The 15,958-nt window shown below is 68.9% G+C and carries 12 protein-coding genes; 8 read left to right on the top strand and 4 right to left on the bottom strand.

Going from position 1 to position 15,958, the window contains the following annotated elements; genetic code table 11:
* Positions 1-28: 28 nt before the first annotated feature.
* Genes OVA13_RS16235 through leuB form a run of 5 tightly spaced genes read left to right on the top strand, consistent with a single transcriptional unit; the run spans position 29 to position 5,845 of the window.
* Complete coding sequence (locus tag OVA13_RS16235) at positions 29-1,150, top strand: threonine dehydratase (RefSeq protein WP_267793555.1); 1,122 nt, start codon at positions 29-31, stop codon at positions 1,148-1,150.
* Positions 1,147-2,706 (top strand): 2-isopropylmalate synthase, encoded by a 1,560-nt coding sequence (locus OVA13_RS16230; RefSeq protein WP_267791491.1) that lies wholly within the window; start codon positions 1,147-1,149, stop codon positions 2,704-2,706. Before OVA13_RS16235 ends, OVA13_RS16230 begins: the two co-directional genes overlap by 4 nt.
* Positions 2,707-2,746: 40 nt before the next feature.
* Entirely contained in the window at positions 2,747-4,186 is a 1,440-nt protein-coding gene (gene leuC, locus OVA13_RS16225) for a 3-isopropylmalate dehydratase large subunit (RefSeq protein WP_267791490.1), read from the top strand.
* Positions 4,186-4,767, top strand: a complete 582-nt coding sequence (gene leuD, locus OVA13_RS16220; protein ID WP_267791489.1) for a 3-isopropylmalate dehydratase small subunit — start codon at positions 4,186-4,188, stop codon at positions 4,765-4,767. The genes leuC and leuD overlap by 1 nt, the downstream gene beginning before the upstream one ends.
* Positions 4,757-5,845 (top strand): 3-isopropylmalate dehydrogenase, encoded by a 1,089-nt coding sequence (gene leuB, locus OVA13_RS16215; RefSeq protein WP_267791488.1) that lies wholly within the window; start codon positions 4,757-4,759, stop codon positions 5,843-5,845. Before leuD ends, leuB begins: the two co-directional genes overlap by 11 nt.
* Before the next feature lie 112 nt (positions 5,846-5,957).
* Here leuB and OVA13_RS16210 read toward each other — a convergent pair whose 3' ends face one another.
* Both OVA13_RS16210 and OVA13_RS16205 read right to left on the bottom strand, forming a co-directional pair.
* Entirely contained in the window at positions 5,958-9,125 is a 3,168-nt protein-coding gene (locus OVA13_RS16210; protein WP_267791487.1) for an efflux RND transporter permease subunit, read from the bottom strand.
* Positions 9,126-9,128: 3 nt separating this feature from the next.
* Entirely contained in the window at positions 9,129-10,268 is a 1,140-nt protein-coding gene (locus tag OVA13_RS16205) for an efflux RND transporter periplasmic adaptor subunit (RefSeq protein ID WP_267791486.1), read from the bottom strand.
* A gap of 77 nt (positions 10,269-10,345) precedes the next feature.
* Between OVA13_RS16205 and OVA13_RS16200 the strand changes: the two genes are divergently transcribed.
* From OVA13_RS16200 to OVA13_RS16190, 3 genes are all read left to right on the top strand, one after another.
* On the top strand, positions 10,346-11,014 hold the full coding sequence (locus OVA13_RS16200) for a TetR/AcrR family transcriptional regulator (RefSeq protein ID WP_267791485.1): 669 nt from the start codon (positions 10,346-10,348) through the stop codon (positions 11,012-11,014).
* 145 nt (positions 11,015-11,159) lie between these two features.
* The gene (locus tag OVA13_RS16195; RefSeq protein ID WP_267791484.1) at positions 11,160-11,816 is read left to right on the top strand and encodes a protein-L-isoaspartate O-methyltransferase family protein; all 657 of its coding nucleotides are present in this window, start codon (positions 11,160-11,162) and stop codon (positions 11,814-11,816) included.
* A gap of 20 nt (positions 11,817-11,836) precedes the next feature.
* Positions 11,837-13,186, top strand: a complete 1,350-nt coding sequence (locus tag OVA13_RS16190; RefSeq protein ID WP_267791483.1) for a TolC family outer membrane protein — start codon at positions 11,837-11,839, stop codon at positions 13,184-13,186.
* A gap of 224 nt (positions 13,187-13,410) precedes the next feature.
* On the opposite strand, the gene OVA13_RS16185 is transcribed toward OVA13_RS16190, so the two are convergent.
* Positions 13,411-14,634 (bottom strand): CaiB/BaiF CoA transferase family protein, encoded by a 1,224-nt coding sequence (locus OVA13_RS16185; RefSeq protein WP_267791482.1) that lies wholly within the window; start codon positions 14,632-14,634, stop codon positions 13,411-13,413.
* Positions 14,631-15,932: a lipid IV(A) 3-deoxy-D-manno-octulosonic acid transferase gene (gene waaA / locus OVA13_RS16180; RefSeq protein WP_267791481.1), complete on the bottom strand. Its 1,302-nt coding sequence runs from the start codon at positions 15,930-15,932 to the stop codon at positions 14,631-14,633. The genes OVA13_RS16185 and waaA overlap by 4 nt, the downstream gene beginning before the upstream one ends.
* Between the last annotated feature and the right edge of the window lie 26 nt (positions 15,933-15,958).

The following is a 15,958-nucleotide window of genomic DNA, read 5'->3' as shown; positions in this document are numbered from 1 at the left end:
CTTCGACATCAGCCATTCGCGTGCCGCGATGCCTGACGCCGGCCGCGCCCCCGCCAGCAATGAGCCCGACGTAGGCGACGTCGTCGTCACCGTGGCCGACGTGCTGGCGGCGCAGGCGCGGCTGCGGCGCTACCTGCCGCCGACGCCGCTGCATCACGCCGAACGCTTCGGCGTGATGCTGAAACTGGAGAACCTGCAGCGCACCGGTTCGTACAAGGTCCGCGGTGCGCTGAATGCCCTGCTCGCCGCCCGCGAGCGCGGCGACCGCCGGCCGGTCATCGCCGCGTCGGCCGGCAACCACGCGCAGGGACTGGCATGGGCGGCGTATCGCCTGGGCGTGCAGGCGATCACGGTGATGCCGCATGGCGCGCCGGCGACCAAGATCGCCGGTGTCGCCCACTGGGGCGCCACGGTGCGCCAGCATGGCAACAGCTACGACGAGGCCTTCGCCTTCGCCAGGGACCTGGCCGAACAGAACGGCTACCGCTTCCTGTCCGCCTTCGACGATCCCGACGTCATCGCCGGGCAGGGCACGGTGGGCATCGAGATCGCACCCTATGCGCCGGACGTGGTCATCGTGCCGATCGGTGGCGGTGGCCTGGCCTCCGGCGTCGCGCTTGCGTTGAAGTCGCAGGGCGTGCGCGTGGTCGGCGCACAGGTGGAAGGCGTGGACTCGATGATCCGTGCCATGCGCGGCGACACCGCACCGATCAATCCGGTCGCATCGCTGGCGGATGGCGTGCGCGTCAAGGTGCCCGGCTTCATCACCCGCCGGCTGTGCACGCAGCTGCTGGACGACGTGGTCATCGTGCGCGAGGCCGAGCTTCGCGAAACCCTGGTGCGGCTGGCACTGGAAGAAAACCTGATCGCCGAAGGGGCCGGTGCGCTGGCGCTGGCCGCCGGCCGCCGCGTGGCCGGCAAACGCAAGTGCGCAGTGGTGTCCGGCGGCAACATCGACGCCACCGTGCTGGCCCAGCTGCTGTCCGACGTGCGTCCACGCCCACCGCGCAAACCGCGCCGGCGCGCGGCCGAAGGCGAACCTTCGCTCGCGCCCTCCAACCCGCTTCCCGTTTCCCTTCCCCCTGCCGTGCCGCACAAGTCCAGGACCCGCCGCACCGCAACCGCTGTCGTAGAGGAATCCATCTGGTGACCACATCCATTGCCACGCCGAACGGACCGGCCTACGTCCGCATCTTCGACACCACCCTGCGGGACGGCGAGCAGTCGCCCGGCTGCAGCATGTCACCGCAGCAGAAGCTGGTGATGGCGCGCGGCCTGGCCGACCTGGGCGTGGACGTCATCGAGACCGGCTTCCCGGCCAGTTCGCAGTCCGACCGCGAAGCGCATGCACTGATCTCGCGCGACCTGCGCGACACCACCTTGGCGGTGCTGTCGCGCTGCCTGCCCGGCGACATCGAGACCTCCCTGCGCACGCTGCAGCCCGCGGCGAAGCCGCGCCTGCACCTGTTCCTGTCGACCAGCCCGCTGCACCGCGAGCACAAGCTGCGCATGACCCGCGAGCAGGTGCTGGAATCGGTGCAGAAGCACGTCACGCTGGCGCGCGCCCACATCGACGACATCGAATTCTCGGCCGAGGACGCCACGCGTACCGAGGAGGACTTTCTGCACAAGGTGGTCGCCGTGGCCATCGCGGCCGGCGCGCGCACCATCAACCTGCCCGACACGGTCGGCTTCACCACACCGGAGGAAATCCGCGGCATGTTCGAGCGGGTCATCGCGCAGGTACCGGGCGCCGACAAGGTGGTGTTCAGTGCGCACTGCCACAACGACCTGGGCCTGGCCGTGGCCAACTCACTGGCGGCCATCGAAGGCGGCGCGCGCCAGGTGGAGGGGTCCATCAACGGCATCGGCGAGCGCGCCGGCAACTGCGCCATCGAGGAGATCGTGATGGCGCTGAAGGTGCGCAACGCCTTCTACAACCTGGATACCCGCATCGACACCCGCCGCATCGTCCCGACCTCGCAATTGCTGTCGCGACTGGTCGGCATGCCCGTGCAGCGCAACAAGGCCATCGTCGGCGCCAATGCCTTCGCGCACGAGTCTGGCATCCACCAGCACGGCATGCTGCGCCATCGCGGTACCTACGAGATCATGCAGCCGCAGGACGTGGGCTGGCCGTCGTCGCAGATGGTGCTGGGGCGCCACAGCGGCCGCGCCGCGGTCGAGCAGCGCCTGCGGGCGCTGGGTTACCTGCTGGAGGAGGACGAACTGGTCCTGGTGTTCGAACAGTTCAAGGCGCTGTGCGAGAAACAGCGCGTGGTGGACGACGACGACCTGCAGACCCTGATGCAGGATGCGCCCGTCAGCGAAGGCTACCGCCTGTCGTCGATGACCATCAGCGACGTGGGCTCGCGCGCCAACGCGCTGGTCGAGCTGTCCGATCCGGACGGCAACCGCATTTCGGAAACCGCACAGGGCAACGGCCCGGTCGATGCACTGTTCGGTGCGCTGGCGGCCGCGACCGGCGTGCAGCTGCAGCTGGAAAGCTACCAGGTGCACAGCGTGGGCATCGGTGCCGACGCGCGCGGCGAAGCCAGCCTGTCGGTACGCTGCGATGGCGTCGAGTACGAGGGCACGGGCACCAGCAAGGACATCATCGAAGCCAGCGCGCTGGCCTGGCTGGACGTCGCCAATCGCCTGCTCCGCCAGCGCAACCCGACGCGACAGGAAATGGCCGCCGCATGACGTCTCCCCACCACGCCGACCGCATCACCGGAACCTCCGCATGACCCCGCACCCCCGTACCCTGTTCGACAAGCTGTGGGACGCCCACGTCGTCGTCCCCGAGACCGACGCCGCGCCCGCCGTGCTGTACATCGACCTGCACCTGATCCATGAGGTGACCTCGCCGCAGGCGTTCACCGAGCTGGCCTCGCGCGGACTGGCGCCGCGTCGCCCGGACCGCACCAAGGCGACGATGGACCATTCCACGCCCACGCTGCCGGCCGGTACCGACGGCAGGCTGCCGTACTACACCAGGGCCGCCGAGTCGCAGGTGGACACGCTGGCGCGCAACTGCGCCGAGTACGGCATCGAGCTGTTCGACATGGGCTCGGACCAGCGTGGCATCGTCCATGTCATCGCACCGGAACTGGGCTTCACCCAGCCGGGCATGACCATCGTCTGCGGCGACAGCCACACCTCCACGCATGGCGCGTTCGGCGCACTGGCATTCGGCATCGGCACCAGCGAGGTCGGCCATGTGCTGGCCACCCAGTGCCTGCTGCAGCGCAAGCCCAAGACCATGGCCATCACGGTCGAAGGCCCGCTCGCGCCTGGGGTCGGCGCCAAGGACGTGATCCTGCACATCATCGGCGTGATCGGCGTGAACGGCGGTACCGGCCATGTCATCGAGTACCGCGGCTCCACCATCCGCGCGATGGACATGGAGCAGCGCATGACCCTGTGCAACATGTCGATCGAAGCCGGCGCGCGCGCTGGCATGGTCGCCCCGGACCAGGCCACCCTCGACTGGATGGCCGGCGCACCGCGCGCACCGAAAGGCGAAGCGTTCGAGGCGGCGAAGGCCGAGTGGGCCACGCTGGTCACCGACGACGGCGCGCGCTTCGACGTGGAAGTGGCCATCGACGCCCGCGACATCCGCCCGACGCTGACCTGGGGCACGCACCCCGGCACCGCCATCGCGGTGGACACGCCGATCCCTGCCGCCAACGATGCCGCCGCGCAGAAATCGCTGGACTACATGGCCTTCGAAAGTGGCCATGCGCTGGAGGGCACCGCGGTGGACGTGGTGTTCGTCGGCTCGTGTACCAATGGCCGCCTCAGCGACATGCGAGAGGTCGCCAGCGTACTGCGCGACCGCAAGGTCGATCCGCGCGTGCGCATGCTGGTCGTGCCGGGTTCGGAGCAGGTCAAGCGCCAGGCCGAGGCCGAGGGCATCGACCGCATCGTGCGTGCCGCCGGCGCGGAATGGCGCGAGCCGGGCTGTTCGATGTGCATCGCCATGAACGGCGACCTGGTCGCACCGGGCCAGCTGGCGGTCAGTACCAGCAACCGCAACTTCGAAGGCCGCCAGGGTCCGGGCTCGCGCACGCTGCTGGCATCACCGCTGACCGCCGCATGGGCGGCGGTGAACGGCTGCGTCAGCGATCCGCGCAGGCTGTTCGACGATGCGGCCTTCTCCTCGCGGAAGGAGGTGGCGTGATGGCCGGCTTCCGCGAAATCCGTTCGAAGAGCGTGGTGCTGGCCGAAACCAATATCGACACCGACCAGATCATCCCCGCGCGCTTCCTGTCCACCACCGAACGCGCCGGCCTGGGCCAGCATGCGTTCAACGACTGGCGCCGGCTGCCCGACGGCACGCCGAATCCTTCGTTCCCGTTCAACCAGCCCGAGAACACCGGGCGGCAGATCCTGTTGGCCGGGCGCAATTTCGGCTGCGGTTCCTCGCGCGAGCATGCGCCGTGGGCGCTGACCGACCTGGGCCTGCGTGCCATCGTCAGCAGCGAGATCGCCGACATCTTCCGCAACAACAGCCTGAAGAACGGCCTGGTGCCCGTGGTGCTGGCGGAAGAGATCGTGCAGTCGCTGATGGAACGCCCGGACGACACCCTGGTCATCGACGTCGCCGCCCGCGAGCTGCGCGCACCCGACGGCTCCATCTTCCCCTTCCCGCTGGATGACTTCGCACGCACCTGCCTGCTGGAAGGCGTGGACGAACTGGGCTACCTGCTGGCCCGCCAGACCGACATCGAACGCTACGAGGCAACCCGCTATGCACGCTGACATCGCCGTACTGCCCGGTGACGGCATCGGCCCCGAAGTCACCCAGGCCGCCGTTTCCGTCCTGCGCGCCCTGGCGCGCCGCCATGGCCACACGTTCGCGTTCCACGAACACGACATCGGCGGCATCGCCATCGACCGGCATGGCGAGCCGCTGCCACAGGCCACGCTGCAGGCCTGCCAGCAGGCCGATGCCGTGCTCCTTGGGGCGGTGGGTGGCCCGAAATGGTCGGATCCGAATGCCAGAGTGCGCCCCGAACAGGGCCTGCTGGCGCTGCGCAAGGGGCTGGGGCTGTTCGCCAACCTGCGCCCGGTGCGCCCGCATCCGGCGGCACTGCATGCATCGCCCATCAAGCCGCACCTGCTGACCGGGGTGGACATCGTGGTGGTGCGCGAGCTGACCGGCGGCATCTACTTCGGCGAAAAGACGCGCGATGCGCGCGGCGCCAGCGACCTGTGCAGCTACAGCGTCACCGAGATCGAACGCGTGGTGCGCAGTGCGTTCCGGCTGGCGCGCCAGCGTCGCGGCTACCTGGTATCGGTGGACAAGGCCAACGTGCTGGAAACCTCCCGGCTGTGGCGCGACGTCGCCACGCGGCTGGGGCGCGAAGAGTTTCCCGACGTGCGGCTGGAGCACCAGCTGGTGGACTCGATGGCCATGCATCTGCTGGCGAAGCCGCGCGAATACGATGTCATCGTCACCGAGAACATGTTCGGCGACATTCTGACGGACGAAGCCTCGATGCTGGCCGGCTCGCTGGGCCTGCTGCCGTCGGCGTCGCTGGGTGATGGCAGGATCGGCCTGTACGAACCCATCCACGGATCCGCCCCCGACATCGCCGGCAAGGGCATCGCCAACCCTTACGCCACCATCCTGAGTTGCGCGATGCTGCTGCGCCATTCGCTGGGCCTCTACGAGGAAGCCGACTGCATCGAACGCGCGGTGGACGGCGCACTCAACGCCCAGGTCTTCACCAATGACCTGGCCACCGGCGGCCGCGGCGTCTCCACCCAGGCCGCCACCCAGGCGGTGCTGGAGCAGATGCAGGCGCACTGCTACGTGACCGAACTGCGGGACTGATGGCGCAGAGCCGGGGTTCCCCCGGCTCCATCCTGGCAACAGGGAACGCAGCGCGCGCCATTGCCGACTGGATACGCCAGCGAAGCCGGGCAAGCCCGGCTTCACCCGGACGTCAGGACGTGGCCTCTTCCCGCTTCACCTTGAACCATGCCGCATACAGCGCCGGCAGGAAGAACAGGGTCAGCACGGTGGCCACGGTCAGGCCACCCATGATCGCCACCGCCATCGGGCCGAAGAACGCGCTGCGCGACAGCGGGATCATCGCCAGCACCGCGGCGAGCGCGGTCAGCACGATGGGACGGAAGCGGCGCACGGTCGCATCGATGATGGCGTGCCAGCGGTCGTGCCCGGCACGGATGTCCTGGTCGATCTGGTCCACCAGGATCACCGAGTTGCGCATGATCATGCCGGCCAGCGCGATGGTCCCCAGCATGGCGACGAAGCCGAACGGCACGCGGAATATCAGCAACGCCAGCGTCACGCCCACCAGGCCCAACGGCGCGGTCAGCAGCACCAGCGCGACGCGCGAGAAGCTGCGCAGCTGCAGCATCAGCAGCGTCGCCACCACCAGCAGGAACAGCGGCATGCCCGCGGCAATCGATTTCTGGCCGCGTGCCGAATCTTCCACCGTGCCGCCGGTTTCCAGCAGGTAGCCCTGCGGCAGCTCGGCCCGGATCCCGTCCAGCGTGGGCAGGATCTGCGCGATGACCGTCGGTGCCGTCACGTCGTCCGTCTTGATGTCGGCGCGCACGGTGACGGTCGGCAGGCGGTCGCGGTGCCAGATGATGCCGTCCTCGAAGGCGTATTCCAGGTTGGCGATCTGCGACAGCGGCACGGTGCCGCCGCTGCTGGTCGGCACCGCCAGGCTGCCCAGCAGGTCGAGCCGCGTGCGCTCCTCGTCGGGGCCCCGCAGCAGGATCTCCACCAGTTCGTTGCCTTCGCGGTAGGTGCTGACGCTCAATCCGGACAGCGAGCCGCTGAGGAAGTGCGAGACCTGCGCCGTGCTGACGCCCAGCGCGCGGGCACGGTCCTGGTCGATGGCGAGCCGCACGACCTTGCTGGGTTCGCTCCAGTCCAGGTTGACGTTGGTCACCTGCGTGTTGGCGCGCACCTTCTCCGCGACCTGGCGCGCGATGGCCTGCACGCGTTCGGTGTGCTCGCCGGAGACACGGAACTGCACCGGATACCCCACCGGTGGCCCGTTCTCCAGGCGCGTCACGCGGAACTGCAGCTCGGGGAACTGCGGTCCGACCTCGTCGATCAGCCAGCGGCGGATGTCCTCGCGCGCCTCGGCGTTGTCGGTCAGCACCACGAACTGCGAGAAGTTGGCCTGTGGCAGCTGCTGGTCCAGCGGCAGGTAGAAGCGCGGCGAGCCCGTGCCGATGTAGGCCACGTAGTTCTGGATGCCGTCGCGCTTGGCCAGCAGTTGTTCCAGCTTGTGCGCCTGGGCATCGGTCGATTTCAGCGAGCTGCCTTCGGCCAGTTCCAGGTCCACCATCAGCTCCGGCCGCACGGAATCCGGGAAGAACTGCTGCGGTACGAAGCGGAACAGCGCGATGGAACCGATGAACGCCACCACGGTGATGCCGATGACCAGCCAGCGATGGCGCAGGCACGCGTCCAGCCAGCCACGGAAGCGCTGGTAGAACGGGGTGTGGTAGGGGTTGTGGTCGTGCGCATCATGCGCCTTGGGTGCCAGCATGCCGGCGTACTGCGGCCAGCGATCGGCCAGGCGCGCGCGGAAGCCGTGCCAGCGCGCGGCCAGCGAACCGGGCTTTGGCGGTTGCGGGTTGCCCAGGTCGGGCAGCATCTTGTCGCCCAGGTAGGGGATGAACAGCACCGCCGCGATCCACGACACCACCAGCGCGATCGTCACCACCTGGAACAGCGAACGCGTGTACTCGCCCGTGCTCGACGCCGCCGTGGCGATCGGCAGGAAGCCCGCCGCGGTCACCAGCGTACCGGTCAGCATCGGGAAGGCGGTGGATTCGTAGGCGAAGCTGGCCGCCTTCAACCGGTCGAAGCCCTGTTCCATCTTGATGGCCATCATCTCCACCGCGATGATCGCGTCGTCCACCAGCAGGCCCAGCGCCAGCACCAGCGCGCCCAGCGAGATCTTGTGCAGGCCGATGCCGAAGTAGTGCATCACCGCGAACGTCATCGCCAGCACCAGCGGAATCGACACCGCCACCACCAGGCCGGTGCGCATGCCCAGCGAGAAGAAGCTGACCAGCAGCACGATGATCACCGCCTCGGCCAGCACGCGGACGAACTCGCCCACCGACTCTTCCACCGCCGCCGGCTGGTCGGACACCTTGCGCAGCTCCATGCCCAGCGGCAGCGTCTTCTGCAGGCGCTGGAATTCGGCTTCGAGGGTTTCGCCCAGCGTGAGGATGTCGCCGCCGTCCTTCATTGCCACCGCGATGCCGATGCCCTGCTTGCCCATGAAACGCATGCGCGGCGCGGCCGGGTCGGCGAAGCCGCGCTTGATGGTGGCGATGTCGCTCAGCTTGACCGTGCGCCCGCCGGCGCGGATCGGGAAGTCGCGGATCTCGTCGACCGTGGTGAACTCACCGCTGACGCGCAGCTGCACGCGGTCGCTGGGCGTCTCGAAGAAGCCCGCCGGCGTGACCGCGTTCTGTTCCTCCAGCGCCTGCTGGACCGCGCTCAGCGGAATGCCCAGCGTGGCCAGCTTGGTGTTGGACAGCTCGATCCAGATCTTCTCGTCCTGCAGGCCGACCAGCTCGACCTTGCCCACGTCATCCACGCGCTGCAGCTCCAGCTGGATGCGGTCGGCGTAGTCCTTCATCACCGCGTAGTCGAAGCCTTCGCCGGTCAGTGCATAGATGTTGCCGAAGGTGTCGCCGAATTCATCGTTGAAGAACGGCCCCACCACGCCGCTGGGCAGGGTGGCGCGGATGTCGCCGACTTTCTTGCGTACCTGGTACCAGAGATCGGGGATCTCCTTCGACTTCATCGAGTCGCGCGCCATGAAGATCACTTGCGACTCCCCCGGGCGCGAGTACGAGCGGATGAACTCGTAGTTGCCGGTGGTCATCAGCGTCTTCTCGATGCGCTCGGTGACCTGCTGCGAGACTTCCTCGGCGCTGGCGCCCGGCCATACCGTGCGCACCACCATCGCCTTGAAGGTGAAGGGCGGGTCCTCGGACTGGCCCAGGTGCCGGTACGACCACGCGCCGATGATGCCCAGCAGGATCATCAGGAACAGCACCAGGCTGCGGTTGGTCAACGCCCATTCGGAAAGATTGAAGCGGCGCATGGCTTACTCCGCGCGCGACGCGACGGCCGCGGCACCACCACCGGCCGCGGGCTTCAACGGCCGGTTGTTGCGGTCCACCGGCGTGACGACCTGGCCTTCCCGCAGCAGGTGCCCGCCGGCGCCGACCACCCAGTCGGAGGCTTTCACGCCGCCCAGTACGGGCACGGACACCTCGCCGTACGCGCCCAGCTGCACGGGCTGCGAACGCACCTTGCCCGTGGCGGGATCGACGACCCATACCGTGGTCTTGCCACCTTCACCGCGCTGGATGGCCGACAGCGGCAGCTTCAGTGCGGCCTTCGTGCCGTTTTCCTGCACGTACACGCGCGCGCTCTGGCCCAGTTCCACCTGCTGCGCAGCGTCGCCCACCAGCGTCACGCGTGCCGCGTAGGTCCGCGTCTGCGCATCGGCGGCAGGCGCGATCTCGCGGATGGCGCCGGGCAGGCGCTGGCCGGGGGCATTCCAGAGCTCGATGGCCACCGGCTGGCCGATGCTGAAGTCGCGGATGCGGTTTTCCGGCAGCCCGATGGCCACCTCGCGCCCGCCGTCGGCGGCCAGGGTGAAGACCGTCTGGCCGGCGGCCACCACCTGGCCCGCTTCGGCCTGGCGGCTGGCGATCACGCCGTCGCGCGGCGCGCGCAACTGCGAATAGCCTTCCTGGTTGCGCATCACGTCCATCTGCGCCCGCGCGGCGCGCGCCTGGCCTTCGGCCGCCTTGTAGGCGGCGACCTGCGCGTCATAGGCGGACTGGCTGATCAGCTTGTCGCCCACCAGCGTGGCGTAGCGGTCGCGGTCACCGCGGGTGCGGACCAGGTCGGCTTCGGCAGCGGCCAGCTGTGCCTGCGCGGCCTGTGCCTGCAGAGCGAAGTCGCCGGGGTCCAGCAGCGCCAGCACCTCGCCCTTCTGCACCCGCGCGCCGGCATCGACGTTGCGGCGGACCAGGTTGCCGCCCACGCGGAACGACAGCGGACTTTCCTCGCGGGCGCGCACTTCGCCGGCGTAGGCCGACAACGCGGCCTCGGCACCACCGCCCGGCTGCACCACCAGCGCGGGGCGTGGCGACTCGGCAGGCGGCTCCGCACTGCAGGCCGCCAGGCCGACCAACAGGATCCCGAACACTCTGTTCCAGCGCATGCTTGGCATAACCGCTCCGCGGCTCAACAATTAGTAGACTTGGCGGTATAGTATAAATATCGAACCGGGTAGTCTAGTATTCACTGATGGTCAGTCCTTCTTCCCCTGCCAGCCGTCGCAAGCCAGCCGCCAAGCCCGCCAGCGGGCCGGGGCGCCCCAAGGACCTGGGCAAGCGCGCCGCCATCCTGGAAGCCGCCAAGCTGCTGTTCGCCCGCGAGGGCTTCAATGGCGTCAGCATGGACCAGATTGCCGCCGAAGCGGGCGTCTCCAAGCTGACCGTGTACAGCCATTTCGGCGACAAGGACGCGCTGTTCGCCGCCGCCGTGCAGGCCAAGTGCGAGGAAATGCTGCCCGACACCCTGTTCCAGATCGAGCTGAAAGGCTCGCTGCGCGAACAGCTGAAAGCCATCGCGCACGCCTTCTTCGCGCTGATCAGCAGCGACGAGGCCATCAGCACGCACCGCATGATGATGGTGCCCGGCAACATCGACGACCGCCTCAAGCAGACCTTCTGGGAAGCCGGTCCGCAGCGCACCCATGATGCGTTCGCCGCCCTCCTGCAGGCCCAGGTGGCCCAGGGCGAGCTGGATATCCCGGACGTTGCCACGGCCTCGGTGCAGTTCTTCACCCTGGTCAAGGGCGAGGCGCACATGCGGATGACCTGCGGCCTTTGTGGCCAGATGGGCCGCAGCGACGTCAACCGCCACATCGACGCCACCGTGGACATGTTCCTGAGAGCCTATGGCCGGCGCTGAACCTGAAGCCCGCCCCCGGCCGACGGAGGTCGCGGTGACTTCCGGCACTGCGTCCGTTGCAGGGCCAACCGCGATCCTTGCGCAGCGCGGACGGGGCCAGCCCGCTAAAATGCCCGGCCCAGCCCTCCGCGTCGGATAACCCCCCATGACGATCGATTACACCCAAGCCCGCGAGAACATGGTCGAACAGCAGGTACGTCCCTGGGACGTGCTGGACGCGCGCGTGCTTGACACACTGGCGACGCTGCCGCGCGAGGCCTTCGTGGCCGACGCGCACCGCGCGCTGGCCTACGCCGACCTGGAACTGCCGCTGGGCGACGGCCAGGCCATGATGAAGCCGGTGGTGGAAGGCCGCACGCTGCAGGCGCTGAAGCCGCAGGCCGACGAAGACGTGCTGGAGATCGGCACCGGCAGCGGCTACCTGGCCGCCTGCCTGGGCCACCTGGCGCGCGACGTGCTCAGCCTCGAAATCCATCCCGGCCTGGCCGCGGCCGCGCGTGCACGCCTGGATGCGGCGGGCCTGGGCAACAACGTGCGCATCGAAACCGCGGATGCATTGACCTACGACACCGACCGCCGCTTCGACGTGGTGTGCGTCACGGGCGCGGTCAGCGCGCTGCCGGCGCACTTCCTGAAGTGGCTGCGCCCGGGCGGACGCCTGTTCGTGGTGCAGGGCGCATCACCGGTGATGGAAGCCGTGCTGCACGTCCAGGATGTCAACGGGACGCGCACCGAATCGTTGTTCGAAACCGACCTCCCCTATCTGATCGGTGCCGCGCCGGCACCCCAGTTCGTCTTCTGAAGATTAAAAAAGGAAACCGCATGAGCCGTCGCCCCCTCGTACTCGCGCTCGCTCTGGCGCTGCCGTTCTCGGCCAACGCCACCGACCTGATGCAGACCTATGAGCTGGCGCGCGCCGGCGACCCGCAGCTTTCCATCGCCGAAGCCACCCGCCTGTTCGACAAGGAAGGCGCCGTGCAGGCACGCGCCGCGCTGCTGCCGCGGATTGACGGTACTGCGGCATACAGCCGTGCGCACAGCAGCCGCCCGGGCAGCCCGCTGGGCGATGCCAAGGGCCGCAGCTACGGCGTGGAGGTCAGCCAGTCGGTCTTCGACTGGAGCCGCATCGCCAACCTGCGTGGCCAGCGCGCCATCAGCAACGCCGCCGACTACGACCTGGCCGCGGCGAACAACGAACTGATCACGCGCACCTCGGCCGCCTACTTCGACGTGCTGATCGGCATCGAGTCGCTGGCCGCCGCGGAAACCAACGAGGCCGCCTCGAAGAAGCAGTTCGACTACGCGCAGAAGCGCCTGGACGTGGGCTTGGCGCCCATCACCGACGTGCACGAAGCCCGCGCGCAGTACGACAGCGCGCGCGCCAACACCATCCTGGCGCGCAACCTGCTGGACGACCGCTACCGCGCGCTGGCCGAGATCACCGGCCAGCCGATCAGCGGCCTGAAGGGCCTGCCGGATGACTTCCGCCCGGAACTGCCGGTCGACCAGACCGCTGACGTGTGGGTCAACCGTGCGCTCGAGCAGAACCCGAGCCTGAAGTCGGCGCAGTTTCAGGCCGAATCCGCCGAGTTCGGCGTCTCCAGCGCGCGTGCCGGCCACTACCCCACGCTGAGCTTCGGCGGCGGTTACTCCAACGGCACCGATTGGGATTCCGTCGGCGGTACCGTGTCGGAAGACGCGGAAGGCTACAACTGGGGCCTGACCCTGCGCGTGCCGATCTTCGCCGGCGGCGCCACCCAGTCCGGCGTGCGCCAGGCACTGGCCCAGCGCGATCGCGCCACCGATGCGCTGGAACAGACCCGTCGCGCCCTGGTCCGCAACACCAGCAGCGCCTACCAGGCCCTGGTGGCCGGCGTCAGCGAAGTGGAAGCACGCCGCCTGGCGGTGTTCTCCGCGCAGAGCGCGCTGGATGCCTCGCAGGTCGGCCTGGAAGTCGGTACCCGTACCGTGCTGGACGTGCTGCAGAACCAGCGCACGCTGTTCCAGGCACAGGTGGTGTATGCCGAAGCCAAGTACCAGTTCCTGCAGAACCGACTGCTGCTGGAACAGGCCGCCGGCACGCTGGACGGCACCGACGTGCAGGACATCAACCGCCTGCTGACGGCCGATGCCGAAGCGCGTCTGGCAGCACCGGGTACCACGCAGCAGTAAGCATTCACCCGTTGCACGCGATCACGACGGCGGGCTTCGGCCCGCCGTCGTCGTTTCCGCGCCAGAAGATCCTGTAGGAGCGACGTAAGTCGCGACCGCACGGCCGGGCTTCACCCGGAACGCCGGTCGTTCGCCTTTCGGTCGCGCTGCAGCGCGTTTGAATTCCAGCGGCGCACTCCATCGGGGGCGCGGTCGCGACTGACGTCGCTCCCACGGGTGGCGTGTCAGACCACCCCGCCAGCCCGCAACGCCGCGATCTCTTCTTCGCCGTACCCCGCCTCGCGCAACACGTCGTCGCTGTCCTGCCCGAGCCCTGGCGGCGTGCGTGGCGGCTGGACCGGCGTGGCGGACAGCTTCATCGGACTGCCTACCAGCGGCAGCGTGCCCGCCATCGGATGCGGAGTTTCCACGACCATGCCGCGCGCGCGTACCTGCGGATCGGCGAACACATCGCGCAGGTCGTTGACCGGGCCGCAGGGAATGCCTGCCGTTTCCAGCAACGACAACCACGCCTGCCGTCCGCGCGCATGCAATGCCTGCTGCAGCACCGGCACCAGCGTCTCGCGGTGGCGCACGCGCGCGGCGTTGGTCGCGTAGCGCGCATCCTGCGCGAGCGATGCGAGGTCGAGCAGGTCGCACAGGCGCGTGAACTGCCGGTCGTTGCCGACCGCGACGATGAGGTGGCCGTCGGCGACCGCGAAGACCTGGTACGGGACGATGTTGGCGTGCGCATTGCCCTGGCGTGAAGGTACTTCGCCGCCGACCAGGTAATGACTGCCGAGATTGGCCAGCATCGCCACCTGCGTGTCCAGCAAGGCCATGTCGATCACCTGGCCTTCGCCGGTCGCGTCGCGGTGGCGCAACGCCGCCAGGATCGCAACGGTGGCATACATGCCGGTGAACAGGTCCGCCACTGCCACGCCGACCTTCTGCGGTTCGCCGTCCACCGCGCCGGTGACGCTCATCAAGCCGCCCAGCCCCTGCACGGCGAAGTCGTAGCCGGCGCGTTGCGCGTACGGCCCATCCTGGCCGAAGCCGGTGATCGAGCAATACACCAGGCGCGGGTTCAGTGCACGCAGCGTGGCCGCGTCCAGCCCGTGGCGCGCCATGTCGCCGACCTTGAAGTTCTCCACCAGCACATCGCAGGTCCCCGCCAGGCGGCGGATGATCGCCTGCCCGGCAGGCTGCGCGATGTCCACGGTCAGCGAACGCTTGTTGCGGTTGGTGCACAGGAAATACGCGGACTCCGCCGTGTCCTCGCCGGCGCCGTCGCGCAGGAAAGGCGGTCCCCAGCCACGCGTGTCGTCGCCGGTGCCCGGGCGCTCGACCTTGATGACCTCCGCCCCCAGGTCCGCGAGTACCTGCGTGCACCAGGGCCCTGCCAACACGCGTGTCAGGTCCAGTACGCGGATGCCCTGCAGTGCCCGCGCATCGACGGGTGCGGTCATGGCGATGCGGCCGGCAACTCCGGCGCGATCATGTCCAGCGTGCGGCCGAGCGCGCCGCGACCGTGCTCGACCAGCGAGCGCCCGTTCACCGCCACGCGCAGCCGTCGCGCATCATCGTCGAGCAGGGCTTCCAGCGCGTTGCCGACGGCCGTGGCATCGGCGCCGATCTCCAGCGCGTCGGCTTCCTTCAGGCGGCGCGCGATCTCGGTGAAGTTGTGCAGGTGCGGGCCGGTGACCGCAGGCGTGCCGACCGCCGCGGGTTCCAGCAGGTTGTGCCCACCGATCGGCTGCAGGCTGCCGCCGACGAAGGCCACGTCCGCGCAGGCGTAGAACGCCATCAGTTCGCCCAGCGTATCGATGACGAACACATCGCAGTCCGGCGTGGGCCAGCGCTCGACGCGGCGCGTGGCGACCCGCCAGCCTGCTTCGCGCGCGACATCGGCCACGCGCGCGAAACGCTCCGGGTGCCGGGGCGCCCACAGCAGCAACAGGTCGGGCCAGCGCGCGCGCAGGCGACGATGGATCTGCAGGACGGCGGCCTCTTCGTCTTCATGCGTGCTGGCGGCGATCCAGGTAAGGCGCGACGTGCCCGGACGCTGGCGGTATTCGGCCACGAAGCCCGGCAGGCTGTCGGGCACGGGGATGTCGAACTTCAGGTTGCCGATGTCGCGCACCTGCGCCGGTTCCGCGCCCAGTTGCACGAAGCGCGCCGCGTCCTCGTCGGACTGCGCCGCCACCTGTTTGACCGAGCGCAGCGCACGCGCGATCAGGGGCCGCAGCACGCTGTAGCCGCGCAGCGAGCGCGCGGACAGGCGCGCATTGAGGATGTACAGCGGAATGCCGCGATCACTGCAGCCGAACAGCAGGTTGGGCCACAGTTCGGTTTCCATGACCAGCGCCACGCGCGGCTGGTAGTGCTGCAGGAAGCGGCCGACCGCGCCCGGCAGGTCATACGGCGCGTACACGTGCATCAGCTGGTCGCCCCACAGGGTGCGCACGCGTTCGGATCCGGTCGGGGTGATCGTGGTCACCACCATGCGCAGGCCGGGATGCTGGCGCAGCAGTGCATTCACCACCGGCGCGGCCGCGTTGACCTCACCCACCGACACCGCGTGCAGCCAGACGTCGACGGGGCCCGCCGGCGTGTCGTAGCGGCCGTAGCGTTCGTCCCAGCGCTGGAAGTATTCGGTGAAGCGGAACCCGCGCCAGATCAGGTGATAGACCGTCACCGGCGTCAGCAGGTACAGCGTGGCGGAATACAGTCCACGCAACAGGCGCTCGGTCAGGGTCTTCGGCATCCCGACAAGGATAGGCAGGCGGCGCA

Source organism: Pseudoxanthomonas sp. SL93 (assembly GCF_026625825.1).
Taxonomy (GTDB): Bacteria; Pseudomonadota; Gammaproteobacteria; order Xanthomonadales; family Xanthomonadaceae; genus Pseudoxanthomonas_A.
The sequence above is the reverse complement of the archived record's forward strand: the minus strand, read 5'-3'. Positions and strand labels throughout refer to the sequence as shown.